The organism is Thioalkalicoccus limnaeus, from assembly GCF_041197575.1.
In the GTDB taxonomy this organism is placed as follows: domain Bacteria; phylum Pseudomonadota; class Gammaproteobacteria; order Chromatiales; family Chromatiaceae; genus Thioalkalicoccus; species Thioalkalicoccus limnaeus.
Map to the genome: position 1 here is coordinate 112,974 of NZ_JBDKXB010000006.1, position 25,332 is coordinate 138,305.

Genomic DNA, 25,332 nt, shown 5'->3' on the forward strand with positions numbered 1-25,332 from the left:
GGCTCGATTCCCCCGCGCTCGCGGGGATAGGCCCCCCCGGATACCGCCTGAAACAGCCCCCCGGCAGATTCCCCCGCGCTCGCGGGGATAGGCCCCGTGCACGGCGCGTAGAAATTTGGCATGTGCTGATTCCCCCGCGCTCGCGGGGATAGGCCCTGAACGCCCTGGGCGAGTGGGAGTACGTGCAGGATTCCCCCGCGCTCGCGGGGATAGGCCCAGCCGGTTCACGAGCCCACCCGCTGCACCACCGATTCCCCCGCGCTCGCGGGGATAGGCCCTGCACGCCGGACAGGGTCAGCGCCTTCAATCCGATTCCCCCGCGCTCGCGGGGATAGGCCCGACCCGGTGAACAGCGAGGACGCGCTGTTTGGGATTCCCCCGCGCTCGCGGGGATAGGCCCACGCGCATGCGCCTTACTCCTTCGCTCGCCGGGATTCCCCCGCGCTCGCGGGGATAGGCCCAGAAGCGGCCGCGAACACAGTGGCGCGATCCGGATTCCCCCGCGCTCGCGGGGATAGGCCCATAGCAAATTCACCATTGCGCGATCGGGATCAGATTCCCCCGCGCTCGCGGGGATAGGCCCGAGGGATGGGTTGTGGCCTTCGCGCCGTCCACGATTCCCCCGCGCTCGCGGGGATAGGCCCTCATGAAGATTCCCGATCCCGCCGGTGCCGAAGATTCCCCCGCGCTCGCGGGGATAGGCCCGTGCCAGACCCAGTACCGGAGCGACTGAAGGTGATTCCCCCGCGCTCGCGGGGATAGGCCGCCACCGCCGAGGAAATGAAGTGGCCTGAGCAGGATTCCCCCGCGCTCGCGGGGATAGGCCCCTTTGCCTTTATTGCGACGATTGAGGAAGCGCGATTCCCCCGCGCTCGCGGGGATAGGCCCCTTTTGCGGGCAAGGCCAGCAGTGGCATCGCTGATTCCCCCGCGCTCGCGGGGATAGGCCCTCGTCAATGATGTCGTTAGTGTCGGCGGTATGGATTCCCCCGCGCTCGCGGGGATAGGCCCTCAATTCGAGCCGTCGTCATTCTTCGCCTTCGGATTCCCCCGCGCTCGCGGGGATAGGCCCGCGCCGGATCCGGCTTACCGGCCTTCAGCGCCGATTCCCCCGCGCTCGCGGGGATAGGCCCAATTGACGGCTTGCGTGGCTTACAGATCGCTGGATTCCCCCGCGCTCGCGGGGATAGGCCCTCTCGCCGCCGGATGTGCGTCGGGCGAATCGAGATTCCCCCGCGCTCGCGGGGATAGGCCCTCGTCGATTCCCGCGGCTGCCCGTGGATCGAGGATTCCCCCGCGCTCGCGGGGATAGGCCCCCTGGCGTGGGTATCGGCGTCGATCAGTGCCGGATTCCCCCGCGCTCGCGGGGATAGGCCCGGGCCACCTGAGGTTATTTAGTTGCAACGGTGGATTCCCCCGCGCTCGCGGGGATAGGCCCTGACCCCACGGGCAGCACCTCCAGCGGCCTTTGATTCCCCCGCGCTCGCGGGGATAGGCCCCGGGTCTATCGGCTCGGGCGGCGGAGGGTCCGGATTCCCCCGCGCTCGCGGGGATAGGCCATGACGAGGTCGAGCTGAAGCACTGGCTGGCGGAGGTGGAAGCCTTGCTGGCAGAGAAACTCGAACAGGGGCCGGTGGCGCTCTATGGGCATGGCGTATATACTGGATATACAATCGACTGCAAGGAAACCTGTATGCTCACGCGAGTCTTCAAAAGCGGGAATTCCATGGCCGTGCGCATTCCTAAGGAGTTGGCCTTTGCGGACGGCATTCAGGAAGTCGAGATCGAGCGTATCGGCAACACGCTCGTCGTCCGCCCCGCGGGAGCGCAAACCCTCGGCGACGTGATGGATATCTGCGCCATGTTTACGCCCGACTTCATGGCGGATGGCCGCGATGAATCGCCGGAGGTCGAGCGAGATCGGGAGGCTTTCGGCAGCCCAGCCGGCGGGAAGGCGACCGCCGACTCATGAGATATCTGCTGGATACCAATATTTGCATCTATGTCATGCAACGTCGGCCCGCTTCGGTAGCCGCCCGTTTCGAATCGCTGAGTCGGGGCGATGTCGGCATGTCGATCATCACCTATGCGGAAATCCGCGCCGGGATCGAGAAGCGCCCCGACAGCCGAAAGCACAACGAAATGATCCTGGATCTGTTCGTGCAGCGGGTTCCGTATCTTCCCTTCGACGAAGCCGCGGCTCACGCCTACGGCGTGCTGCGAGCCGCCGTTCCCGATCGCCGGCGCAATGCCATGGATCGCCTGATCGCCGCTCACGCGCTCGGCATCGGCGCTACCCTGGTCACCAACAACGAAGACGACTTCAAGGACTATCCTGGTCTGGTCGTCGAAAACTGGATCCTTGACTCATGACCGCTCCGCCCGAAAAGCCCCTCCGCCCTCAGCGGAAAAACCCCGTCAACGCCGCACGCGACGCGGCGGATCTTGGCCGTCAACGTCTGGCGCAAAAACGATACGGCGATCGAGGGCGATTCCGACCAAATCTCAACGTCCACCACCCCGCCGACCAACAACCGTGCCTGACTGGACCTATAGGTAAGCGGCAGTTCGCTCGCTCCGGGGACGCGGAAATACGGTGATATCGTCGCGCCTGCCCCGAGCGGCCGAAGCAGACCTCCCCGGCGCTTACCCGTGACAAAACTCTTATTCACCCCGAGATTCGGGAACGAGCGAAGGCTGAATGCCGATCTCGTCGTGCCCGTTGCAGCGCGAGCCGACGGTCTCGGCGATTCTCCCAGCCCCCGACACGCGGCGTCGATGGCAGCCATCGACGCGCGAAGGTGTATCGGCGTCTTCTCGCAACAGACCCCTCGTGGAGGAACCAATGAAACGCTGTTCGGCATTGCGACGGCTATCCGTGGACCATCACAGGGGTCTGGTCATCGCGTTGCGGGCTCGCCGCGCCCAAGATGCGGTAGCGGCCTGGCATGAGTTGGGGCAGCGCTTTGCCGATGAACTGGAGCCGCATTTCGCGCTCGAGGAGGCAGGCGTGTTACCGGCACTCGAAGCGGCTGGGGAGACGCGCCTGGTGGAGCGGATCTGCGATGAGCACGGCGCGATGCGTGCGCTGATCGCCCAGGGTGGTCCTGACGACCTGTTGACCTTCGCCGACCTGCTCGAGGCGCACATCCGCTTCGAGGAGGCCAGCCTGTTCGCCGCGGCCCAACAGATCCTTCCGACGGCGGTCCTGGACGAGTTGCAAGCCCTGCATGACAAGGCTCCGGCGCCGGGCTGCGCTGTCCCGGGAGCGCATCATGCCGCGCGCCCTGCCCCGCCTTCGGAAGCGAGCATGCAGATCAACGACCCGGCGGCCTACCGCCGCGTCGAGGCGATCGATCTGATGGCCGAGTTGGTCGATCTGCGCGGTCGCCGGGTCCTGGAACTCGGCTGCGGCGCGGCCCATCTGACCCGCGCCATGGCCACGCGTCTGGGCGCGGCCCGGATCACGGCGACCGAGGTCGATCGTCGTCAGCACGCGTGTAATCTGACCATCACCGATCTGCCGCAGGTGTCCTTTCGCTACGGTGGCGCCGAGGCGATCGCCGATCCCGCCGCCAGTTACGACCTCGTGGTCATGCTCAAATCGCTACACCATGTCCAGATCGATCACATGGACCGGGCGCTGGCCGAGATCCATCGCGTCTTGGTCCCGGACGGCCTGCTCTATGTCTGTGAACCCGTGTACTGGGGCGACTTCAACGCGCTACTGCGTCTGATCGAGGACGAGCAGGAGGTCCGACAGGCCGCCTTCGAGGCGTTGCGCCGGGCCGTCGCGAGCGGACGGTTCGAACTGGTGCGCGAGGTCTTCTTCGAGTCCGAGGGGGTCTATCCGGACTGGGCGAGCTTTGCCGCACGGTTCATCGACGTGACCTTCGTCGAGCGTCGGCTCGACGATACCCGAATCGACACAGTCCGCGCGGCCTTCGAGCAACACCTGACGCCGGAGGGTGTCCGCCTCTGGAAACCTCATCGCGTCGATCTGCTGCGCCGCGTCGAATGAAACGGGCCTCGCACCGGCCTTCGCGGGCGCCGCCCGACGATTCCGGTCGCCGATAGCAAAAGGCCGGGCACGAATGCCCGGCCTTCTCACCTGCCGATCAGATTGGCACTGTCAGCGTGCCGTCCTCAGGCGACTTTGGCCTGCTCCGATGCGCCATGCTCGATCGCGGGGCTCGTGCCCGTTCCGCGGATCTCGATGCGCCGCGGCTTCATCGCCTCCGGCACCTCGCGCACCAGGTCGATGTGCAGCAGACCTTTCTCCAGCTTGGCCTCGACGACCTTCACGTAGTCGGCGAGCTGGAATTTACGCTCGAAGCCGCGGTTGGCGATCCCTCGATAGAGGAAATTGCCATCGCGCTCCGTCGCGTGCCGCTGACCCGACACGGTCAGCAGATTCTCCTTCACCTCGAGGTTGAGCTCGTCTTCGCTGAAACCGGCCACGGCCAGCGTGATCCGATAGCGGTTCTCGTCCTGCAACTCGACGTTGTAGGGCGGGTAGCCACCGGGCTCGCTGCGATAGGCAGTCTCCAGCGCATTGGCGAGACGATCGAAGCCGATCATCGAACGAAACAGCGGTGAGAAGTCGAGAGTGGTCATGACATATCCTCCAAATGAGCAATATGAACGAACAATTGGCGTTCGGTTGAACCGCCAGCCGGCAGTCCCCGGATGGGCGGCTGCTGGCAAGAAAGAAGATAGTCATCTGTTAGCACTCTGTCAAGAGGAGTGCCAAAGATCCGTCATGAACCGCCGAACGTCGATAACAGCCGCGGATCGACCTTCTCCACCGCCGTTGGGCGTGCCGCAAGTCGGACCTGGGTACAGAGGAGGCAAGCGTGATGGGCCGCCCGACGAGCGGCTCGATGGCAGTCTGGGCGGACTGGTGCGGGACGCCGACGGGTGTGCGCCAAGGCCGGGAGACCTTGCGGTATCGAGACAGTGGAGTGTCGCCGACCGGCGACCGCGCGAAAGCGAGCACCGACATGCGTCAGGTCGGCCGTCGCACAAAACGGGTGGATGTCGCCGAGGCGACCGAGATCTGGTGGCTACGGGTGGACTCGAACCACCGACCCCCGCATTATGAGTGCGGTGCTCTAACCAACTGAGCTACGTAGCCGAATAAGAGCGGGAATGTTAGCGACCCAGGCGGGCACCGTCAACCTTTTGGTGGCGTGCGTGCGGCGTTTCGATCGAGCTCGCGCAGATGCGCGAGCTTCTCGCCGATGCGGATCTCCAGACCCCGATCGACCGGCTCATAGTAGCAGCGCGGGCCCAGTTCGGCCGGGAAATAGTCCTCGCCGGCGGCATAGCCTTCCGGCTCGTCGTGGGCGTAGCGATAGGTCCGCCCGTGGCCGAGTTCTTTCATCAACGCTGTCGGGGCGTTGCGCAGATGGATCGGCACCTCGGCCGCGCTGGTGCCACGGGCATCGGCCCGGGCCGCATTCCAGGCTCGGTAGACCGCGTTGCTCTTCGCCGCGCAGGCGAGATAGACGACGGCCTGGGCGAGCGCCAATTCCCCCTCCGGGTGTCCGAGCCGCTGCTGGACCTCCCAGGCGTTCAACGCCAGGCCCAGCGCACGGGGGTCGGCGTTGCCGATGTCCTCGGAGGCCATCCGCACGATTCGCCGGGCGATGTAACGCGGATCGCAACCGCCCTCGATCATCCGCGCCAGCCAATAGAGGGCCGCGTCCGGCGCCGAACCACGCACCGATTTGTGCAGGGCCGAGATCTGTTCGTAGAACAGATCGCCGCCCTTGTCGAACAGTGCGACGGGGCCGGTGATGACCTCGGCCACGACGGCCTCGTCGATCTGCGATCCGGGCGCCAGATCCGCCGCGAGCTCCAGCAGGTTCAAACCGCGCCGCGCATCGCCGGCGGCCGCGGTCGCGAGCCGCGAGCAGGCGCCGTCGGTCAGCCTCAGACCGAGCCGACCGAGCCCGCGCTCGGGATCGCCAAGGGCCGCCTCGAGGATGGTTCGGATCTCGGCGGCCGTCAGCGGCTTCAGCAAGTAGACGCGGGCCCGCGACAGCAGGGCGTTGTTCAACTCGAAGGACGGGTTCTCGGTCGTCGCGCCGATGAACAGGAAGGTGCCATCCTCGACATGGGGCAAGAAGGCATCCTGCTGGGCCTTGTTGAAGCGGTGGACCTCATCGATGAACAGGATGGTTCCACGACCCTCTGCTTGGCGGCGTCGTTGTGCCTCGGCGACCGCGTCGCGGACGTCCTTGACGCCGGCCAACACCGCCGAGAGCCTGATGAACGCACTCCCGGAGTGGCCGGCGATCAGCCGTGCGAGCGTCGTCTTGCCGCTGCCCGGCGGCCCCCACAGGACCATCGAGTGCAGCCGATCGGCGGTGATCGCGTGCCACAAGGGCTTGCCCTCGGCGAGCAGGTGAGCTTGGCCTTGGAACTCCGCCAGCGTGCGCGGTCGGCGCCGCTCGGCCAGCGGTGCCTGTCCGCCGACCGGCGTCTCAGTTCGGGTGGGACGTGACACCATGGTCCGACTCTCGCGAACGCCTCGTCGGCCCTCAATCGAATTCGAGAAAATCCCCGCCGATCGAATGATCGAAGCGAAACAGGCTGCCGTCCAGGCGCGGATTGCGCCGGATGTCGTGGAAACGCAGATGGGTGACCTGCCCGAAGCGATCGACCATCACCAACGTATCGAGCTGATCGCCGAGGAAACCGAGCTCGATCCGTTCGATCTCGGTGTCGGCCGCCTTCGGTCGCAGCTCGAGCCACTCGCGCTCGCCGGTCCCCTCGATCGGCCTCAGATCGAACACCCGGTCGAACGGACCATCCTCGGTCAGCAACAAGGCCGGGGTGCCGCGCAGCGCCTCGCGCTGACTGCGATGGTAGACCTGTTCTAGCTCCGGATCGTGGACGTAGACCCGCCGCCCGTCAGCGACGATCAATTGCTTGAACGGTACCTGATATTCCCAGCGAAACTGTCCAGGCCGTTTCAGATAGAAACGCCCGTCCGACTCGAGCATCTGGCTCCGGTCAGCGTTGAAGGTCGTCTGACGGAAATCGGCCTGAAGCGTTTCGAGCCCAGTCAAGTAGGCATCGAGCTGCTTCACGCCGTCGGTGGCCGACGCCCCCGAAACGGCGAACCAGGTGAACAGCAACACCAGCAGCAGGCTCGCGCGCGCGACGACGCCGGGCGAACCAGACCGATTCCGAGACCGACGATGACTGACAAGATGCATGGGGGGAATCACTCGTTGAAGGGTGGGATGGGATGGCGACCGCCAAAGCTGGCCGGCAGTCGAGATATCGCTGGCTCAGACCGGTGATTCGCGAGCAAGATCCCACGAGCGACGCACTCGACGAACAAACCCTTGACCGACCCTGCTTGGCCTGACCTGGCCTGGACAGGCCGAACGACAGCAAACCGCGCTCGCCAGCCCCGCTATCCCAGCCCCGCTACCCCAGCGTCGCCCACAATCGAAGCCGCCGCACCCGCGCGAAGGCGACACCGCGCCAAAACATCCGCCCGGGGCCCCACCTGCGCGCGCGTCGACATCGATACGGCCGAACGCTGTCAATTGGCGTCGCGGAATTCCCCGACATGCACGGATCCAAAGGTCGTTTGGAGGCCCGCCAGCCAGTCGGCGACCGCATCGGCAACCTGGCCTGGACATTCTTCGTGAGCGACATGTCCGCACCCAGGCAGGACGACCAACTCCGACAAGGGAAGCGCCGCCGCCGCCTGCTGCGTATCCGCTAGGGGCACGAGGCGATCCTGATCGCCGGTAATCACCAACGCCGGCTGCGTGATCTCGGGCAGGCGGGCACTGACCGAGACGACATCGGTCAAGGATTGGTGCAGCAGATGTCCCCACGCCAGGTCCCAGTTTGCAACCCGTGCATGGACACCGGCGAGGGCCAAACGCTCGTCCGACAGGCGACTCGGGTCCGCATACGAGCGGCGCAGCAAGGCCGTGCTCTGGCCCAGACGTCGCGCGAGGAACAGACTCAAGCGTTCGGTCTGCGGGAGGTCAGCAAGGGATGGCGGCAAGGTCGGACGTTGCGCATAAACCCAGGGACTGACCAGTATCAATGCCGTGACCCGCTCCGGGCGCGCGAGCGCGGCCTCGAGCGCGAGAGAACCGCCGGCGGAATTGCCGACGAGGATCGCCTGAGCAAGTCCGAGAGCGTCCATAGTCGCGAACAGCTGATCGACGGCCGCCTCACGCGTGTACGGGCTCGCCTCGGCCCAGTCCAGCCGCGTCAGCTTGGCACTGAGTCCGTAGGGCACCTGGTCGTAGGCGATCACATGTCCCTGGCCATCGAAAAAGCCGAGCAACTCGTCCCAGGTGAAGGCATTCAGCGTGAACCCGTGCAGCAGCAGAAAGTTCGGCACCGCCGGTCCCGGCGGTGTCGTGCCCGCCAGGTAATGAACCTCGACTCCATCTGTACCCTCGAAGGGGATGACCAGGAACCGACTCGCGGGCGTCGCCGCCGCACGCGCCGGCTCCAGACCCGGCAGGGGCGTCGTGGACACCAAAAAGGGGCCGAGCCCGACAGCGACGGCGCCGATCAAGGCAAGGATCGTCAACGAGACCAACCAGGCTTTCCACATGACTTGTCCGTCTTCCTCGTCGAAGGATGGGCGTCGGAATCAGCCCGTCTGTGCCGCGTGCACGATACCATGCTCTTCCGAAACCATCGAGGTGGCCAGACTTGTCGTATCATGGGCGGCTGATTGTCGCTGAACCACTCGTAGCGGCCGGATACCCCGTGCCGGTCCTCGACAACTTGCCGGCCAGGTCGCATCGGGCCGGCCTTGTTTTCGTTGCCCGGCTGGCTCGGCCCCCTCGAGGGCTCCAAGCGGCCACGCCGACAACGATCTCGCTGTGGCATTGAGATGCTTGCGCCAACCGAAACCCACGAGTACCTGAAGCAACGCCTTGCGGAGACGATCGGCCTGCTGCCGCTGGATGACGACCAGGGCCTGGTGTCGTTGATCCTGGAGCTCCCCGACTTCCCGAGACTGGCCCCGACGCTGGCGGGTCCTCAGTTCCAGTTCGCGCATGGAGATCATAGAACACTGCACGCCGGCTACGGTGTCGCCGCCGAATGGCAGGCCATGGGACCGATGCGGTTCCATCAGCTTCGCGCCACCGCCCAAGCGGCCCGCGCTTCGTGGACCCAACTGGATGTCGACGACACCGGACATCGCGGCTTCGCGCTGCTGGGTTTCGCGGCCTCCCCCATGGAACTGGAGACCGATGAGCGCGATCATCTTCCCAACGCCCTCCTGTGGGTCCCGGAAGTCGCCCTGCGCGGTCATCACGACCGCGGCGCACTGATCCTGACGACGACCCTGCCGGCGTCGGCGGCGGCGCTGCTCGCACGCTGGCAAGGCTGGATCGAGCGCCTGGTCCCGGCATTGCGACAGGTGGAGCCGACGGCAGACCCCGGGCCGATACGCCTGCGCCGCGACCAGAATCAACCGGAGATTGTCGGCTGGGAACACTTGGTCGAATCGGCGCTGAAACAGATCGCCGAGGGCAAGCTCGACAAGGTGGTCATCTCGCGCCGACTTCGTGTTACTGGGGCACGGCCGTTCGATCGCGCGCGGCTCATGACCACTCTCGGTCGCCTCTTCCCATCCTGTCAACTCGTCTCGATCAGCCGCAATGAAACACATTTCGTTGCCGCCACGCCGGAACGGCTCGTCGCGTGCTCGGGTGACCGGATCGAGGTCGATGCCATTGCCGGAACCGTCGCCAGAGCCGCCCACCCGCATCGCGATGCCGCGCTCGGCGAGGCCCTGCTCAACTCCGTCAAAGACCGCCGTGAGCACGATCTCGTCATCGACGCGATTCGCGCGGCCTTGACCACCTGCAGCGACCAGATCGAGATCCCCGAGGTCCCGGTGCTGATGCGGCTGAAAAACGCGCAGCACCTGTGGAGCCCGATCCGGGCTCGGGTCGCGCCTGGAATGGATGTCTTTCGCCTCGCCGAATTGCTCCACCCGACCCCAGCGACGAATGGCGAGCCGCGCAATGCCGCCAGCTCCTGGCTGCGACGGACCGAACCGATCAACCGTGGCTGGTACACCGGTGCCGCCGGCATCGTCGAACCGGACCTGACCGGCGACCTCTGGGTCATGCTGCGGTGCGCACAGATATGCCGCGATCGGGCCGACCTGTTCGCCGGTGCCGGAATCGTCGCGGGTTCGGATCCCCTCTGCGAATGGCAGGAGACCGAGGACAAACTCGGCGCCATGCTGACGGCACTCCAGTTCGCATGATGGGTGCACCGCGCGACGATCAGGCCTGTCGCAACCTGCGCTGGTCGGTGGCCCTGCTCGATGGTCTGGTCGCGGGCGGGATGCGGCACCTCGTGCTGTCGCCCGGGTCCCGTTCGACGCCAGTGGTCCTGGCGGGGCAGCGCCAGCCGGCCCTGCAGCTGACGCCGATCCTCGACGAACGCAGTGCGGCCTTCTTCGCGTTGGGCCTCGCGCGGGCCACGCGCCAACCGGTCGGTCTCTTGTGTACATCGGGCAGCGCCCCCGCGCACTGGTTTCCCGCTGTCATCGAGGCCGCCGAGTGGGGCCTGCCCCTGATCCTGCTCACGGCTGACCGACCGCCCGAGCTGCGGGCCTGGGGCGCCAACCAGACGGTCGACCAGATCCACCTGTTCGGACGCTTCGTCCGCGAGTTTCACGATCCGGGACCACCCCGGGACGAGGCGCGCGCGATGAAGACCATGACCGCGCTGGGCGCGCGCGCGGCGTCGGTGAGCCGGGGACGACGTGCCGGACCGGTCCATATCAATCTGCCCTTTCCGGAGCCTCTGGTACCCGACACCGACTGTGATCCACCGGCGAGCGGAGATCTGCGACCCTTGCCGCACGCGCGACCTGGGGCGCCCGCCCCGACGGATGACCCGTGGTCGGTGGCCCCCGCGGCAATCGACTTCCACCAGCTGTCCGGCCCGGGCCTGATCTGTTGCGGTCCCGGTGAGTACACGGACGACGATATCGCGGCCCTGTGGTCCTGTGCCACCAACCTGGGCCTGCCTGTCCTCGTCGATCCGCTGTCGGGACTCCGATTCGGACCGGCGCCGGAGGTCCGGGTCACCCGCTACGATAGCTTCTTGCGCAATCCGCTGGCCGCGGCGGCGTTGCGCCCGGCGTGGGTCGTGCGCCTCGGTCGACCACCGGTCTCGCGGGTGCTCAACGAATGGCTGACCGGCGTTCCGTCGCTCCTCGTCGACCCCGCGGAGCGCTGGTGCGACCCGACCCACGATGCCGTGCAACAGATCACGGCAACGCCGGCGGTCTTCCTGGGCTGGCTTCAACGAACGGATCGGGTGACGGCGGCGCCTGGCTGGCTGGACGACTGGCTTGCCGCGGACCAGCGCCTGACGGCCTTGGCCGAGCAACACCTGGCCGAGAGCCCCTGGTGCGAGCCCCATCTGATCCAAACGCTGATCGCGAGGCTGCCGGCCGGCGACGCCCTCTTCTGCGCCAATTCGCTGCCGATCCGCCAGCTCGACACTTGGTCCGGGGCGCGCGCGCGCGCGCTGGCCATCCATGGCAACCGCGGCGTCAGCGGCATCGACGGACAGGTCTCGACTCTCGCCGGCCTCACTCGCGGCGGGTTGGCCACCTGGGGCTTGCTCGGAGACCTGGCCTTCTGCCACGATCTGAGCGGCCTGTTGCTGGCGCACACACTCGACCGCCCTTGCCTGGTGCTGAATAATGGCGGGGGTCGTATCTTCGACTACCTGCCTCAGCGCCATGTGCCAGGCGTCGAGACCCTGTGGCGAACACCCTTGTCGCTCGACCTGGGCGAACTGGTGCGCCCATTCGGCGTGCCCCATCGGATCGTCACCGACGGGGCCACCCTCGATCGAGCACTCGATCAGGTCATCGACCGAGGCGGCGCGAGAGTGATCGAGATACGGATCGACGCAACCTCGAGTCAGCGGGTCCACGAGGGCTTCTGGCAACGGGTCGCACGGCAAGACATCATTTGAAACCAGCGGAGGTAAGCATCCGGTGCGAGCGACGGACCCCACACGACCCGACCCATCGAACAGGGCGATCGACTGGCAGACACCTGCCAATTGCGATTATCAGGACATCCTGTATCAGGAGGCCGAAGGGATCGCGAAGATCACGATCAATCGTCCCGAGGTCCGCAACGCCTTTCGCCCGGAAACGGTCCGCGAGTTGATCGAGGCCTTTCATCGCGCCCACATGGACCCACGGATCGGGGTCGTCATCCTGACCGGCGCAGGGGATCTGGCCTTCTGCTCGGGCGGGGATCAGCGCGTCCGCGGCGACGAGGGTTATCGGGACGGCGCCGGGGTGCAACATCTGAACGTGCTCGAACTGCAACGCCAGATCCGCACGCTCCCGAAACCGGTCGTAGCGATGATCGCGGGTTACGCGATCGGCGGCGGCCACGTGCTCCATCTGATCTGCGATCTCAGTATCGCCGCCGACAACGCCCGCTTTGGCCAGACGGGCCCGCGGGTCGGCAGCTTCGATGCCGGCTTCGGGGCCGGCCTGCTGGCCCGGACCGTCGGGCTCAAGAAGGCGAAGGAGATCTGGTTCCTGTGCCGCCAATACGACGCGCAGGAGGCGCTGGCGATGGGCCTGGTCAACACCGTCGTGCCCCTTCGCGAACTCGAGATGGTCACGGTCGACTGGTGTCGCGAGATGCTGAAGCTGTCGCCGACGGCGCTGCGCGTGCTGAAGGCCGCCTTCAATGCCGACAGCGATGGACTGGCTGGGATCCAGGAACTCGCCGGCAATGCCACCGCCCTCTTCTACACGACCGAAGAGGGGCGCGAGGGGCGTGATGCCTTCCTGGAACGACGACCGCCGGATTTCGGTCGCTTCCCGCGGCGGCCCTGATCCGTGTCGGCTCCGGCGCCCGCCCAGCCGCTCGGCCGTTGGATCGCGGCCGCGCGCCCCAAGACCCTGCCCCTGACCGTGGCTCCGGTGCTCGCCGGACTGCTACTGGCGCTGGCCGAAGCCGGTCAGCTCGTGATCCCGATCGCGCTGGCGACCCTGCTCACGGCCATCGCCATCCAGGTCGGGACCAACCTGCACAATGACGCAGCGGACTTCGAGCGCGGACTCGATACGGCCGACCGCCTGGGGCCGCCGCGAGCGACGGCCGAGGGCTGGTTCACCGCGAGCCAAGTCAAGACGGCCGCCCATCTGGCCTTCGCGATCGCCTTCGTCCTCGGCCTGCTGTTGGCGATCCGCGGCGGCTGGCCGATCCTGATCCTCGGCATCGCCTCGCTGATCGCCGGATATGCCTACACCGGAGGCCCCAGGCCCATCGCCTACGGCCCCCTCGGCGAGGTCTTCGTGCTTGCCTTCTTCGGCATCGCTGCGGTCGCGGGAACCTACTATCTTCAGAACCTGACCCTGACCCCGGCGCCGGTGCTCACCGGGCTCGCGCTCGGTTTCCCCGCTGCCGCCGTGTTGCTGCTGAACAATTACCGCGATTTGGCCACGGATCGTCGCGCCGGCCGACGCACCCTGTGCCACCATCTCGGGCACCCCGGCGCACGGGTCCTCTACGCGCTGCTGTTGATCGCCCCGATCCCGGTGCTGTTCGCGGCCGATCTCCCGGGCCAGCCATGGCCCCTGTTGATCGCGCTCCCACTGGCCGGGATCCTGATCAGGCGCCTGTACCAGGGTGCGGCCGGGATCGAGCTCAATGCGTTGCTGGCCCGCACGGCCCTTTATCAGATGGCGCTCGTGGTCCTGCTGGCCGCGGGCCTGGCGCTGCCTGCGCCGACATGATCGACGCGATCAGGCTGAACCCCTATCGGCTGCCGATGCACGACCCCTGGGTCAGCGCGCACGGGCGCCTCGCGGAACGGAGCGGCTGGCTCGTACGGATCGACGCGGCGGACCATTCCGGGTTCGGCGATTGCGCCCCGCTGGCCGCGGCTGGCACCGAGACCCCGCAACAGGCCAAGCAGTGGCTCGACCAGGCTGGCCACCAGCTGGTCGGGCTCGAACCCGGAGCAGGGCTGGATCGGTGCCAAACCATCGGCCGCGCGGCCCCGGCGGCTCGCTACGCGCTCGAATGCGCCTTGAGCGATCTGATCGCGCAACGAAGCGGCCAGACACTGCGGCACTGGCTCGCTCCCGATGCGGGCGAGCGGGTCGGCGTCAATGCGATGCTCGGCAGCCTGACGACGGTCACGCACAACCAGATCCAGGCCGCCTGCGCCACCGGATATCGCGTGCTCAAGATCAAGGTCGGCCTGATGCCCGCCGAAATGGAACGGGCGCGCCTGGCCGAACTGGTCGCGTCGTTGCCACCCGGGGTCGGGTTGCGCCTCGATGCCAACGGCGCCTGGGACATGGCCACCGCGTCCTGGCTGCTCGAGCAGCTCGCGGACTGGCCGATCGAAGCGATCGAGGAGCCCTTGCGCGCTCCTTCGGCAGCGGATCTGCGCCGACTACAGGCCAGCACCAGGATCCCGCTCGCGCTCGATGAGACCCTCCATCGGCCCGATCTGCCCGCGGACCTGGCCGGCATACTGAGGGGAGATCCCGGGATCTCGCCGACTCGGCGGCTGGTACTGAAACCGGCCGCGATCGGCGGTCTGCGCACGACCCTGGAGCAGGCCCAACAGGCGATCTCCGCTGGCCTGCAGATCGTCATCACGAGCCTGATCGAGTCCGCCGCCGGGCTCTGGCCGACGCTCCAACTGGCCGCCGCGCTGCCGGCCGGGCAACCGCCTCATGGGCTGGCGACATCGAGTTGGCTGGTCCGGGATCTCGGTGCCCCGCCGGTGATCGACGAGGGCCAGGTCCGGCTGCCGCGCTCGCCCGGCAGCGGCTTTCGCCCGATGGCCGCCTAGCGCGATGCGGCCATCGTTCCTCGTTCGTCCGGATCGGACCATAGCATGAGCTTCGTCTACCACCATCGCATCCGGCTGCACGACACCGACGCCGCCGGGCTTTTGTTCTTCGGACACCTGTTCCGACATGCCCAGGATGCCTGCGAGGCCTTCTTCGACGACCTCGGGTGGCCCTTGTCCGAGCTGATCGCCGAACGCCGCTGGCTGCTACCGCTGGTCCATGCCGAGGCCGATTACCATCAGGCGATGCGCCATGGCGACGCCGTCGCCGTCTCGGTCGAGGTCGCACGCGTCGGCCAAAGCTCGTTCACGCTCGCCTATCGGTTCTGCGGCCCCGGCGGGCGGCTCCTGGCGCAGGCGCGGACGGTCCATGTCTGCATCGCTGGCGACAAGGCGGCGAGCCACCCGCTGCCACCGCGCTTGCGTGCGGCATTGCAGCAGCGACTGGCCGAGGTCGCGCCGCACAGATCGGACCCTGGACCGGGCGGAACCAGCGACGAATGATGAGCCGGCGCTCGGATCGGGCATCGATTCCGCAGCGCCGACGCCCCGCCCTTAATCCGAGAACCAAGCAGCCCGGCAAGGCACCCCTGCGAGGACCGCACCGCGATCGACCGGCCGCGCGTGACACGTAACGATGAATCCCCTGCGACGACTCGCCTCCCAGACCGCGATCTACGGTGTCAGCAGCATCCTCGGACGCCTGCTGAACTACCTGCTGGTCCCGGTTCTGACGTACATCTTCGCACCGTCCGAGTTCGGCATCGTCGCCGAATTCTATGCCTACATGGGCTTCCTCGCCGTCCTGCTGCTGTTCGGCCTGGAGACCGGCTATTTCCGGTTTCGCGCGCTCGGCGACTGGCCGGCCGAAACCGTCCTACAGACGGTGCTGCGATTCCTGCTGCTGGCCAATCTGGTCTTCGTGCTGACCGTCTTCGTGTTGCGCGAACCGATCGCCGACCTGCTGCGTCATCCGGACCAGACCCACCTGATCTGGTGGTGTGCCGCGATCCTGGCCTTCGATGCGATCGGCGCCGTGGCCTTCGCGCGGCTGCGCGCCGAGGAGCGTGCGGTGCGCTTCGCCACGATCAAGCTGATCGAGATCGCAATCAACCTCGGCTTGACCCTGTTCTTCGTCTACGTCTGCCGGCGTGCCTTCGAGGCCGACCCCACGTCATGGCTGGGCTCGCTGTGGGATCCGCGGATCGGGATCGGCTATGTCTTCCTGGCCAACCTCGGCGCCAGCCTGGTCAAGCTGATGCTGTTGGCTCCGCAGTTTCGGTCGAGCGGCGGCCGCTTCGAGCCGGCCCTGTTCCGGCGACTGGTTCGGTATTCGCTGCCGATGGTCATCATCGGTTTCGCCGGCGTCACGAACGAGATGCTGGACCGGGCCGCACTCAAGTACCTGCTGCCGTACGACGCCGACACCAACATGGCACAGCTCGGCATCTACAGCGCCGCCTACAAGCTGGCGATGCTGATGACGCTCTTCATCCAGGCCTTCCGTTACGCGGCGGAACCCTTCTTCTTCGGCTACGCGAAGCAACAGGATGCGCGCGCGATCTACGCGCTCGTGCTGAACTGGTTCGTGATCAGCTGCGTCTTCGTGTTCCTGTTCGTCACGCTCTTCATCGACGTCTTCCAGTATTTCATCGGTCGCGACTATCGCGAAGGCCTCGTCGTGGTGCCGATTCTACTGCTGGCCAATCTGCTCCTCGGCATCTACATCAACCTGTCGATCTGGTACAAATTGACCGACCGGACGCTGATGGGGGCGGCGGTCGCCCTGATCGGATCGGCGATCACCGTGATCCTGCTCTTGTGGTGGGTCCCGCGCTACGGCTATCTGGGTGCCGCCTGGGCCCATCTAGTATGTTACGGGTCGATGGCGCTGATCTCCTATCTCCTAGGCCGCCGCTTCTACCCGGTTCCCTATGATTTGCGCCGCGTCCTCGGCTATCCGGCCTATGGCGTCATCCTTTATCTGGCCAGCCTCGTCCTGGCATCCTGGCTGGCATGGCCGTCCGTATTGGTTGGAATCCTGTGCCTGGCACTGTTCCTGTTGGCCGTCGCCCTCGTCGAAGGCCACCGCTTCTGGTCACGGCGAGTTCGGCACTGACTGGAAGACCCGTGCGACTAGAGGCCCCTGATCGCGCGCCGACTGGCCCGCGCCGACCATGTCGTGAATTCGGAAACCGGGCTTGCGCGCGGCATCCGACTCGGCCAGTATCGAATCTCGATGGGGCCGCGTCGCGCGCCGGATCGGCCCGAGGCCCCTGCCACGACCACCGGTCGCCGCGGTACAGCCTAATGGGCACGCTCGCAGCATCCACGCCGTACCGACTGGAACAGGCACCATCCCGTCACGCACCTTTTTCGGAGTCTGCAACGATGACCCAGACGATCTGCCGCCCCTCACGAGCCACGCGAACGACATCGCTGATCTGCTTCATGGTCTTGGCCGGGGCATGGAATCTCGCCGCTGGCCAGTCCGGCGAATACACGCTGGAACAGGTCGCGGAACACGATACCCTGGACTCCTGCTGGATGGCGATCGAGGGACAGGTCTACGATGTGACCAGGCAGATTCCGATCCATCCGACCACGCCGGACGTGCTCGAGCCCTGGTGCGGCCGCGAAGCGACCGAGGGCATGCGCACGCGCGGGCAGGATGAGGATCACAGTCCGGCGGCCTGGGCCATGCTTCAGATCTATCGGATAGGCCGCTTGGCCGAACAGTGACCGACGGGCGCCCGGCGCGATCCAAACGCGGGGCCCATGTGAGGCGATCAGCCCGCGCGTGGCTGAGCCCTAACGGCGGCTTTCCGGCTCGGGGGCGACGCTGATCGCGATGGATCCCAGCCGCGACATCGTCGTTCGCGAACAGGGCTACCACCCCGACAGCAGCCGACTGTTCCCGGCGCTCCGCGGTCTGACCTGGCCCATCTTTCTCGACAGCGGCCGACCCTGGTCTACGTTGGGTCGTTACGACATCCTGACGGCGGAGCCGGGCGTGCGCTTGATCACGCGCGGCGGTCGGACGCACATCGACACGCCATCCGGGAAACGCGAATCCTCGGCCGATCCGCTCGAGCTGCTGGCCGAGCAACTGGGGCCGCGTCGGGCACCGCACCGGTCCTTGCCTTTTGTCGGTGGCGCGCTCGGTTACTTCGGCTACGACCTGGCTCGACGTTTTCAGCCGTTGCCGGACGTGTCCGCCGATGGCGAGGGATTGCCGGAGTTGGCCGTTGGCCTGTTCGACTGGGCACTTGTCGTCGATCACGTCGCGCGCCGCAGTCATCTCGTCGCGACCGACCCGAGCGAGTTGGAACGTCGTGAGCGGCTGTTCGCTATCGATCCGCCCTCACCGTATGACGACCTGGAACGGCGATCCTTCCGCGTGACAGGATCCATCCGCTCGAATCTGACCGCCGACGACTATCTCGCGGCGGTCGCACGGATCCAGCACTACCTGCGCGAAGGCGACTGCTACCAGGTCAACCTGGCGCAACGCTTCTGGGTGCCGGCCGATGGGGATCCCTGGCCCCTGTACCTCGATCTGCGCCGACGCAATCCGGCACCTTATGGCGCCTACCTGGATATCGGCGAAGGCCAGATCCTCTGTTCCTCTCCAGAGCGTTTCCTGACCCTTCGCGGGGACCAAGTGGTGACCAGCCCGATCAAGGGGACCCGCCCTCGCGGACGCGACCCCGAAGCGGACCGCCGCCTGCGCGACGCCCTGTGGCGCAGTCCCAAGGACCGTGCGGAGAACCTGATGATCGTCGATCTGCTGCGCAACGATCTCGGCAAGGTCTGCGCCATCGGGAGCGTGCGTTGCGACGAGCTGTTCCAGGTCAAAGCCTATCCAAACGTTCATCACCTGGTCAGTTCGATCCGCGGACGACTGGCGGCTGGAGTCGAACACCTGGACCTGCTGCGGGCCTGTTTTCCCGGCGGCTCCATCACCGGCGCGCCGAAACGACGCGCGATGGAGATCATCGAGGAGCTCGAGCCCCATCGCCGTGGTGTCTACTGCGGGGCCATCGGGTATCTGGGTTTCGATGGCGCGATGGACACCAACATCGCCATCCGCACGCTGGTCTACTCGTCCGGTATCGCACGCTTCTGGGCCGGTGCCGGCATCGTCGCCGATTCGGACCCACTGGCCGAGTACCGCGAAACCCGCGACAAGATCGCACCGATCATCGCGGCCTTGAAGCGGACCCGAGACGCGCCTCGGCCGGATGGCCCGGATGGCCCGGATGGCATCGAAGACGTAGACCCTGCGTCGATCTGAGCGGTCGAGGCCGCGCCGAGCGGACGCGACAGGTCAACGGGCGATGTCGTCGCCCCGGATCGAGCACCGGCACCTGGTGCCGACGGGCCGGCGACTCGCCGACAGGCATCCCGGTCAAAGGTCGCTCTCCCAACGCCGTGCCGCCGCCTCATCGCTGACCCGTGCCGCGACCCAGTGCTCGCCATCGGTCCGGGATTCCTTTTTCCAGAACGGGGCCTTCGTCTTCAGATAATCGATCAGGAACTCGCACGCGCGAAAGGCATCGCCCCGGTGGCGGCTGGCGACACCGACGAAGACGATCGGATCCTGCGGGGCCAGGGTGCCGATGCGATGGATCAGCGTCAGACCGCCAAGCGACCAGCGATCGGCCGCCTCGGCTGCGATCGCCTCGAGCGCCTTCTCGGTCATCCCTGGATAGTGTTCGAGGGTCAGACGCTCGATCCTGGCATCCTCATTGATGTCGCGGGTGAGTCCAACGAAGGTGACCAAGGCGCCGATCTCGGCGCGGCCGCGCCACAGGTCGTGCTGCTCCGCAGCGATATCGAATGGTTCCCGTTGCACACGAATACGGTTCATTGCCAGCCTCCCGTCGTTACGGAACACGATCGGAATCTTGATTCGCCATCGGGCCAGATCCATCTTGCCGGTATCATGGCTCGGCGCCAGGTTCGCCCGAGACCGCGTCGATGAGCTCACGAGCCGACACTGTTTCGGCCGCTCGTCTAAGCTAACAGTGTCGATCACGCAGAGGGTAGCACTGATGAGACGCCCGCCGGTGGCTTGGTTGATGGCTGCGGTCCTGTTGTTATCCGGATGGTTGTGGGCGGCGACCGACACACCCGGACGGGCATTGGTCGCCCATGTCGATGGAGCGATCGGTCCGGCAACCGAAGCCTTCGTCGCCGACGCGATCGCCAAGGCCGAGGACCAGGGAGCACGCGTGCTGATCCTGCGGATCGATACGCCCGGAGGGCTCGATAGCGCCATGCGCTCGATCATCAAGTCGATCCATGCCTCATCGGTGCCGGTCGTCGGCTATGTCGCGCCAAGCGGGGCGCGCGCGGCGAGCGCCGGGACCTACATCCTTTACGCCACCCACGTCGCGGCAATGGCACCCGGCACCACACTCGGCGCCGCAACCCCTGTCCAGATGGGCGGCATGCCGGGTGGCGGCGAGCGCGACCGGGGCCGATCCCCCGCGGCCGACGGCGATGAGGCCGACGACAATGGCGACGCCGAACCTGCTCCGGTCGACGGCGACGCGATGACCAAGAAGCTCGTCAATGATGCCGTGGCCTATATCCGCGGCCTGGCGAAGATGCACGGGCGCAATGCCGACTGGGCCGAGAAGGCGGTCCGCGAGGGCGCCAGTCTGCCTGCCGAGGAGGCGGTCGCCATCGGGGTCGTCGATCTGGTGGTGCGGGATATCGATCAACTACTTCAGGCGATCGACGGCCGAACCGTACAGCTTCAGGGCGAGGATCATGTGCTCGACACCGCCGATCTGGTGTTGACCGAGCTCGAACCCGACTGGCGGTTAAAGCTGCTCGCCATCATCAGCAACCCGAATGTCGCCTACATCCTGATGTTGATCGGCATCTACGGGCTGATCTACGAGTTTTCGAACCCCGGCGCGATCTTTCCGGGCACCGTGGGCGCCGTCAGTCTGGTGTTGGCCCTTTACTCGTTCCAACTGCTACCCGTCAATTACGCTGGCCTCGCACTGATCCTGCTGGGTCTCGCCTTGATGGTCGCCGAGGCGTTCGCGCCGAGTTTCGGCGCCCTCGGCGTCGGGGGCGTGGCCGCCTTCATCGTCGGCTCGCTGATCCTGATCGACACCGATGTGCCGGGATTCGGTCTGTCGATCCCGCTGGTCCTGGCCTTCGCGGCCACGTCGGCACTGCTCTTGTTCTTCATCGTCACGATGGCGGTCCGCTCGTACCGCAAGCCGATCGTCAGCGGGGCCGAGGAACTCGTCGGCGCACGCGGTCTGGCCACGCACGCCTTCACCGAGGACGGCACCGTGCACCTCCACGGCGAGGACTGGGCCGCCCGCAGCAGCCGGCCCATCGACGCCGGCCAATCGGTGCGAGTTACCGGGCGAGATGGCCTGGTCCTGCTGGTTGAACCTGATATCCAACTCGACAAGGAGCCGTGAACATGCCATTCGAGGTCATTGCCTTTCTCGTAACCCTGGTCGTCGTCTTTTTCGTATCGGCGATCAAGATCCTTCGCGAGTATGAACGGGGCGTCATCTTCACGCTGGGGCGCTTCACCAGCGTCAAAGGACCCGGCCTGATCATCGTGATCCCGGGGATCCAGCAGATGGTCAAGGTCGATCTGCGCGTGCTCGTGATGGATGTGCCGAGCCAGGACGTCATCTCGCGGGACAACGTCTCGGTCAAGGTCAACGCCGTCGTCTATTTCCGCGTGATCGATCCCGAGCGGGCGATCATCCAGGTCGAAGACTTCTTGTCGGCGACGAGCCAACTCGCGCAAACGACGCTGCGTTCCGTGCTGGGTCAGCACGAGCTCGACGAAATGCTGGCCGAGCGTGACAAACTCAACGCCGATGTCCGCAAGATCCTCGACAGCCAGACGGATGCTTGGGGGATCAAGGTGTCGAACGTCGAGATCAAGCATGTGGATCTCGATGAGAGCATGATCCGCGCCATTGCCCGCCAGGCCGAGGCCGAGCGGTCGCGGCGCGCCAAGATCATCCATGCCGAGGGCGAGGAACAGGCCGCGGAAAAACTGATGCAGGCCGCCCGAATTCTCGCCGCGGAACCGCAAGCGATGCAGCTGCGGTTCCTCGAAACCTTGACCGCGGTCGCCGGAGACAAGACATCCACGATCGTCTTCCCAGTACCGATCGATCTGGTCCAGCCCTTGCTCCAAAGGACACCGCAGGCCGTCACGATCGACAAGCGCGAATGATCGCATGGATCGGCGCCGAGTCGGGTCGCGAGACATCGGTTCGGCGCCGACTTCGATACCCTGCAATCCGCCCTCGTTCCGCGTTATTTTTTTGCATCCGACGGGAACTCGTGCGAAGATCGAGTCCCAGGCAGCCCTACTCGCCGGACATCGACCCGAAAACCCATCCCGCAAGCCCCCTTTCGCCAAATCAACCATTCAGATGCCCAGGTTCCAAGCGAGCGACCCTCGCCGAACGCGGTACTGTGCATGCTGGGTCGCTAGGGCGCGGGGATTGCGGATATCGTGGGTGGATCGGGCCTTTACGTTACCGAGCCAGGGGGTTGGTCGAGGATGTGGTTGGATTCAAAGTCATGCCAAGTTTGCTTGGCGCGTTAAGGCAAGAGGTCGATATGTCAGGTCAGTTGGTCACCGGTACCGTCAAATGGTTCAACGACGAGAAGGGATTCGGTTTCATCGAACGCGAAGGCGGTAAAGACGTCTTCGTCCATCACAGCGCGATCAACGGTACGGGTCGCAAGAGCTTGGTTGAAGGCCAGAAGGTCACGATGGTCGTTACCCAGGGACCAAAGGGACCGCAAGCGGAGAATGTAACGCCGGCGTGATCCGTTCTGACCGGCCCTAGGATTCTGGGGCGTTACGGCGGGGGTTATCGCAACCCTCGCGTGCTACCCGTGGCCACGCCTGTGTCGAACGATTCGATCGAACACGGGACGAGACGCGGTGTGGCTCCATGTCAGGATCCCGGCCCTCCGAGCCGGGCTCCTTGTCTCGTGGTCACGCCGCGTCGGCCGGGCCTTGTCCATCGAGGGCAGGCGCCCCCCTACTCGGCTCGACCAGCACTCGTGCCGGAACCTCCTCCCGATCACCTTGCCCGGCGGCAACGTGGTCATCACCGCGCCCGGGCTCGACTTGGTCGGCTGCGAGGCTCTCGTGCCGCAGCAAAAGCCCTCCGAGCGGCGGCAATTGCAGACTTATCGAGAAAGGCCGATCCATCCATGGGATCGCCTCCGCCATGATCCCACCTTGGTTGCCCATATTGGTTCCGCCATAGCATTCGGCGTCTGAACTGATGGCCTCCCGATAGAAGCCCGGCAACGGCACGCCAATCCGGTAGTCGCCGCGCGGCACGGGCGTGAAATTGAGTACCGCAACGACCAGGCCCTCGCCTGCTTGGCCCTTGCGCAAGTAACTGAGAACCGACTGCGAGCTGTCGTGGCAGTCGATCCATTCGAATCCCGAATGATCGAAATCCAGCTCGTGCAACGCAGGACAGACCGAGTACAGCTGGTTCAAGTCCGCCACGAGACGACGCAACCCCTGGTGTTGAGGTCGATCGAGCAGCTCCCAATCCATTTGCGCGGCGGCGTTCCACTCGCGCCCGTGCCCGAACTCGCACCCCATGAACAGCAGCTTCTTGCCGGGGTAGGAAAACATATAGGTGTAAAGCAGGCGCAATGATGCGAATCGCTGCCAGGCATCGCCGGGCATCTTATCGAGCATCGACCGCTTGCCGTGGACGACCTCGTCGTGCGAGAAAGGCAGGACGAAGTTTTCGGTAAACGCATAGAGCAAACCGAAGGTCAATCGGTCATGATGATAGTGCCGATAGATCGGATCTCGCGCCATATAGGTCAAGGTGTCGTGCATCCAGCCCATATTCCATTTCATGCTGAAGCCCAACCCCCCGAGATACGTCGGCCGGGACACGGCTGGCCAGGACGTCGACTCCTCGGCAATGATCAAGGTCCCGGGATGCTGTTGATGCGTCACCTCATTCAGCTGCCGGAGAAAGGCCACCGCATCCAGGTTCTCGTTACCTCCGTACTGGTTCGGGATCCAGTCGCCCGGCTCGCGCGAATAATCCAGGTAGAGCATCGAGGCGACGGCGTCGACACGCAAACCGTCCAGGTGGAACTCTTCCAGCCAATACAGGGCACTCGATAGCAGGAAATTCTTGACCTCGTTGCGGCCGAAATTGAAGATCAGCGTACCCCAATCCCGGTGTTCGCCTTGCCGTGGATCGGCATGCTCATAGAGTGACGTGCCATCGAAGCGGGCTAGCGCATAGGCATCCTTTGGAAAATGGGCCGGCACCCAATCCAGCAAAACGCCAATACCCCGGGCGTGAAAGTAATCGACGAAGTATCGGAAATCATCCGGAGATCCAAAACGGCTGGTCGGTGCGAAATAGCCGGTGGTCTGATATCCCCAGGAACCGTCGAATGGATGCTCGGTGATCGGCAAGAGCTCGATATGAGTGAAACCCATCTCCACCACATAATCGGCAAGACGCGCGGCCAACTCGCGGTAATTGAGGAAACTTCCCTCGCTATCGCGTAGCCAGGAGCCGAGGTGCACTTCGTAGACGGAGAACGGGCGATGCTGCCAATCCGCCGACGCGCGTTGCGCCATCCATTCTTGATCCTGCCACTGATGACCAGACGGACCGCAGATGATGCTAGCTGTGTTCGGCCGAAGCTGATAGGCCTGTGCATAGGGATCGGTCTTGACATGGATGTTCCCATGGCCATCGCGAATCTCGAATTTGTAATAGCCGCCGACCGGCGCCTCGGGTATGAAAAGCTCCCAGACGCCGGAACCACCGCGAACCCGCATCGGATGGGTGCGGCCGTCCCACGCATTGAAATCGCCGACGACGCTGACGCGGGCCGCGTTCGGCGCCCACACGGCAAACAAGGTGCCGGCGATGCCATCGGTCTGATGCGGATGGGCACCGAGAAACCGATACGCATGCCAATGACGCCCCTCGCCGAAAAGGTGCAGATCGAAATCGCCCAACTGCGGCGGAAAGCAATAGGGATCGTGATGATGATGAACAAATCCGCTCGCATCGTACCAATGCAGCCGGTAGCGCTCCGGCACCAGATCGGCCGCCCCCTCCCATGAGAAAAGCCCCGTGCCGCCGATCCGCTCGAGCTCGACGCCGCTCTCGATGATACGGACCCGTTCGGCTCGTGGCAGGAAGGCCAGGATTCTCGCCTGGTTTCCAACACGGTGACGACCGAGTATCTCGAAGGCATCATGATGACGGGCCTCGATCAAGCGCTGGTACGCGTCGGGGATCGGCGACGAGGTGGCGTTCGGGTTCGACATGGCTACGGATTCCTGTGTGCGTCGGATCAGAGTAACTGGCTGAGAGACGAGCCTTAAATAGCTGTTTTCGTACCTTGCTCGGGCGCTTCGAGACGGCCGTCTCCT

General features: G+C 65.5%; 21 protein-coding genes, 1 tRNA gene and 1 CRISPR repeat array (1 of these 23 cut by a window edge). Of the genes, 15 read left to right on the forward strand and 7 right to left on the reverse strand.

What is annotated here, in order from left to right:
• Positions 1–1,559: direct repeats of the CRISPR family, unit length 29 nt; unit sequence GATTCCCCCGCGCTCGCGGGGATAGGCCC (it extends 2,374 nt beyond the left edge of the window).
• 34 nt (positions 1,560–1,593) lie between these two features.
• From vapB to ABC977_RS07115, 3 genes are all read left to right on the forward strand, one after another.
• Positions 1,594–1,971, forward strand: a complete 378-nt coding sequence (gene vapB, locus ABC977_RS07105) for a type II toxin-antitoxin system VapB family antitoxin (protein WP_369666551.1) — start codon at positions 1,594–1,596, stop codon at positions 1,969–1,971.
• The gene (locus tag ABC977_RS07110) at positions 1,968–2,372 is read left to right on the forward strand and encodes a type II toxin-antitoxin system VapC family toxin (RefSeq protein WP_369666552.1); all 405 of its coding nucleotides are present in this window, start codon (positions 1,968–1,970) and stop codon (positions 2,370–2,372) included. Before vapB ends, ABC977_RS07110 begins: the two co-directional genes overlap by 4 nt.
• 472 nt (positions 2,373–2,844) lie before the next feature.
• Entirely contained in the window at positions 2,845–4,020 is a 1,176-nt protein-coding gene (locus ABC977_RS07115) for a methyltransferase domain-containing protein (RefSeq protein ID WP_369666553.1), read from the forward strand.
• A 125-nt stretch (positions 4,021–4,145) separates the two neighbouring features.
• Here the strand turns inward: ABC977_RS07115 and ABC977_RS07120 are convergent, their stop codons facing one another.
• The 5 genes from ABC977_RS07120 to ABC977_RS07140 all read right to left on the reverse strand — a co-directional run bounded on the left by ABC977_RS07120 (position 4,146) and on the right by ABC977_RS07140 (position 8,604).
• Complete coding sequence (locus ABC977_RS07120) at positions 4,146–4,616, reverse strand: Hsp20 family protein (protein ID WP_369666554.1); 471 nt, start codon at positions 4,614–4,616, stop codon at positions 4,146–4,148.
• 443 nt (positions 4,617–5,059) lie between these two features.
• A tRNA-Met gene (locus ABC977_RS07125) sits at positions 5,060–5,136 on the reverse strand.
• Positions 5,137–5,175: 39 nt separating this feature from the next.
• Entirely contained in the window at positions 5,176–6,516 is a 1,341-nt protein-coding gene (locus tag ABC977_RS07130) for a replication-associated recombination protein A (protein WP_369666555.1), read from the reverse strand.
• Between the two features lie 31 nt (positions 6,517–6,547).
• On the reverse strand, positions 6,548–7,228 hold the full coding sequence (gene lolA / locus ABC977_RS07135) for an outer membrane lipoprotein periplasmic chaperone LolA (protein WP_369666556.1): 681 nt from the start codon (positions 7,226–7,228) through the stop codon (positions 6,548–6,550).
• Between the two features lie 335 nt (positions 7,229–7,563).
• Complete coding sequence (locus ABC977_RS07140) at positions 7,564–8,604, reverse strand: alpha/beta fold hydrolase (RefSeq protein WP_369666557.1); 1,041 nt, start codon at positions 8,602–8,604, stop codon at positions 7,564–7,566.
• Between the two features lie 285 nt (positions 8,605–8,889).
• On the opposite strand from ABC977_RS07140, the gene ABC977_RS07145 reads away from it, so the two are divergent.
• The 9 genes from ABC977_RS07145 (at position 8,890) to pabB (ending at position 19,173) form a co-directional block, all read left to right on the forward strand.
• Positions 8,890–10,281 carry an isochorismate synthase gene (locus ABC977_RS07145; RefSeq protein ID WP_369666558.1) on the forward strand — a complete coding sequence of 464 codons (1,392 nt, stop codon included), beginning with the start codon at positions 8,890–8,892 and terminating at the stop codon, positions 10,279–10,281.
• Entirely contained in the window at positions 10,278–12,014 is a 1,737-nt protein-coding gene (gene menD, locus ABC977_RS07150; RefSeq protein WP_369666559.1) for a 2-succinyl-5-enolpyruvyl-6-hydroxy-3-cyclohexene-1-carboxylic-acid synthase, read from the forward strand. Before ABC977_RS07145 ends, menD begins: the two co-directional genes overlap by 4 nt.
• A 22-nt stretch (positions 12,015–12,036) precedes the next feature.
• Entirely contained in the window at positions 12,037–12,900 is an 864-nt protein-coding gene (menB, locus tag ABC977_RS07155; protein ID WP_369666560.1) for a 1,4-dihydroxy-2-naphthoyl-CoA synthase, read from the forward strand.
• Positions 12,901–12,903: 3 nt separating this feature from the next.
• Complete coding sequence (gene menA / locus ABC977_RS07160) at positions 12,904–13,803, forward strand: 1,4-dihydroxy-2-naphthoate octaprenyltransferase (protein ID WP_369666561.1); 900 nt, start codon at positions 12,904–12,906, stop codon at positions 13,801–13,803.
• Positions 13,800–14,876, forward strand: coding sequence for an o-succinylbenzoate synthase (menC, locus tag ABC977_RS07165; RefSeq protein WP_369666562.1), 1,077 nt, complete (start codon positions 13,800–13,802; stop codon positions 14,874–14,876). Before menA ends, menC begins: the two co-directional genes overlap by 4 nt.
• 45 nt (positions 14,877–14,921) lie before the next feature.
• Positions 14,922–15,380 (forward strand): acyl-CoA thioesterase, encoded by a 459-nt coding sequence (locus ABC977_RS07170; protein WP_369666563.1) that lies wholly within the window; start codon positions 14,922–14,924, stop codon positions 15,378–15,380.
• Between the two features lie 133 nt (positions 15,381–15,513).
• A complete protein-coding gene (locus tag ABC977_RS07175; protein WP_369666564.1) occupies positions 15,514–16,995 on the forward strand; it encodes a lipopolysaccharide biosynthesis protein in 1,482 nt (493 codons plus the stop codon).
• Between the two features lie 272 nt (positions 16,996–17,267).
• Entirely contained in the window at positions 17,268–17,618 is a 351-nt protein-coding gene (locus tag ABC977_RS07180) for a cytochrome b5 domain-containing protein (RefSeq protein ID WP_369666565.1), read from the forward strand.
• A 109-nt stretch (positions 17,619–17,727) separates the two neighbouring features.
• Positions 17,728–19,173 carry an aminodeoxychorismate synthase component I gene (gene pabB / locus ABC977_RS07185; RefSeq protein WP_369666566.1) on the forward strand — a complete coding sequence of 482 codons (1,446 nt, stop codon included), beginning with the start codon at positions 17,728–17,730 and terminating at the stop codon, positions 19,171–19,173.
• A 114-nt stretch (positions 19,174–19,287) separates the two neighbouring features.
• Here pabB and moaE read toward each other — a convergent pair whose 3' ends face one another.
• Positions 19,288–19,749, reverse strand: coding sequence for a molybdopterin synthase catalytic subunit MoaE (gene moaE / locus ABC977_RS07190; RefSeq protein ID WP_369666567.1), 462 nt, complete (start codon positions 19,747–19,749; stop codon positions 19,288–19,290).
• Between the two features lie 184 nt (positions 19,750–19,933).
• Here moaE and ABC977_RS07195 point away from each other — a divergent pair, with 184 nt between their 5' ends.
• From ABC977_RS07195 to ABC977_RS07205, 3 genes are all read left to right on the forward strand, one after another.
• Positions 19,934–21,331 carry an NfeD family protein gene (locus ABC977_RS07195; RefSeq protein WP_369666568.1) on the forward strand — a complete coding sequence of 466 codons (1,398 nt, stop codon included), beginning with the start codon at positions 19,934–19,936 and terminating at the stop codon, positions 21,329–21,331.
• Positions 21,332–21,333: 2 nt separating this feature from the next.
• On the forward strand, positions 21,334–22,110 hold the full coding sequence (locus ABC977_RS07200) for a slipin family protein (protein ID WP_369666569.1): 777 nt from the start codon (positions 21,334–21,336) through the stop codon (positions 22,108–22,110).
• A gap of 392 nt (positions 22,111–22,502) precedes the next feature.
• The gene (locus ABC977_RS07205; protein WP_439849175.1) at positions 22,503–22,715 is read left to right on the forward strand and encodes a cold-shock protein; all 213 of its coding nucleotides are present in this window, start codon (positions 22,503–22,505) and stop codon (positions 22,713–22,715) included.
• A gap of 172 nt (positions 22,716–22,887) precedes the next feature.
• Here the strand turns inward: ABC977_RS07205 and glgB are convergent, their stop codons facing one another.
• On the reverse strand, positions 22,888–25,227 hold the full coding sequence (glgB, locus tag ABC977_RS07210) for a 1,4-alpha-glucan branching protein GlgB (RefSeq protein WP_369666570.1): 2,340 nt from the start codon (positions 25,225–25,227) through the stop codon (positions 22,888–22,890).
• Between the last annotated feature and the right edge of the window lie 105 nt (positions 25,228–25,332).

What these genes read in the sequence shown, in the direction of transcription:
- ABC977_RS07110 (WP_369666552.1), top strand. Translation starts at nt 1,968, where the DNA reads ATGAGATATCTGCTGGATACCAATATTTGCATCTATGTCATGCAACGT.
- ABC977_RS07115 (WP_369666553.1), top strand. Translation starts at nt 2,845, where the DNA reads ATGAAACGCTGTTCGGCATTGCGACGGCTATCCGTGGACCATCACAGG.
- ABC977_RS07120 (WP_369666554.1), bottom strand. Translation starts at nt 4,616, where the DNA reads ATGACCACTCTCGACTTCTCACCGCTGTTTCGTTCGATGATCGGCTTC.
- ABC977_RS07130 (WP_369666555.1), bottom strand. Translation starts at nt 6,516, where the DNA reads ATGGTGTCACGTCCCACCCGAACTGAGACGCCGGTCGGCGGACAGGCA.
- lolA (WP_369666556.1), bottom strand. Translation starts at nt 7,228, where the DNA reads ATGCATCTTGTCAGTCATCGTCGGTCTCGGAATCGGTCTGGTTCGCCC.
- ABC977_RS07140 (WP_369666557.1), bottom strand. Translation starts at nt 8,604, where the DNA reads ATGTGGAAAGCCTGGTTGGTCTCGTTGACGATCCTTGCCTTGATCGGC.
- ABC977_RS07145 (WP_369666558.1), top strand. Translation starts at nt 8,890, where the DNA reads ATGCTTGCGCCAACCGAAACCCACGAGTACCTGAAGCAACGCCTTGCG.
- menD (WP_369666559.1), top strand. Translation starts at nt 10,278, where the DNA reads ATGATGGGTGCACCGCGCGACGATCAGGCCTGTCGCAACCTGCGCTGG.
- menC (WP_369666562.1), top strand. Translation starts at nt 13,800, where the DNA reads ATGATCGACGCGATCAGGCTGAACCCCTATCGGCTGCCGATGCACGAC.
- ABC977_RS07170 (WP_369666563.1), top strand. Translation starts at nt 14,922, where the DNA reads ATGAGCTTCGTCTACCACCATCGCATCCGGCTGCACGACACCGACGCC.
- ABC977_RS07175 (WP_369666564.1), top strand. Translation starts at nt 15,514, where the DNA reads ATGAATCCCCTGCGACGACTCGCCTCCCAGACCGCGATCTACGGTGTC.
- ABC977_RS07180 (WP_369666565.1), top strand. Translation starts at nt 17,268, where the DNA reads ATGACCCAGACGATCTGCCGCCCCTCACGAGCCACGCGAACGACATCG.
- pabB (WP_369666566.1), top strand. Translation starts at nt 17,728, where the DNA reads ATGGATCCCAGCCGCGACATCGTCGTTCGCGAACAGGGCTACCACCCC.
- moaE (WP_369666567.1), bottom strand. Translation starts at nt 19,749, where the DNA reads ATGAACCGTATTCGTGTGCAACGGGAACCATTCGATATCGCTGCGGAG.
- ABC977_RS07195 (WP_369666568.1), top strand. Translation starts at nt 19,934, where the DNA reads ATGAGACGCCCGCCGGTGGCTTGGTTGATGGCTGCGGTCCTGTTGTTA.
- ABC977_RS07200 (WP_369666569.1), top strand. Translation starts at nt 21,334, where the DNA reads ATGCCATTCGAGGTCATTGCCTTTCTCGTAACCCTGGTCGTCGTCTTT.
- ABC977_RS07205 (WP_439849175.1), top strand. Translation starts at nt 22,503, where the DNA reads ATGTCAGGTCAGTTGGTCACCGGTACCGTCAAATGGTTCAACGACGAG.
- glgB (WP_369666570.1), bottom strand. Translation starts at nt 25,227, where the DNA reads ATGTCGAACCCGAACGCCACCTCGTCGCCGATCCCCGACGCGTACCAG.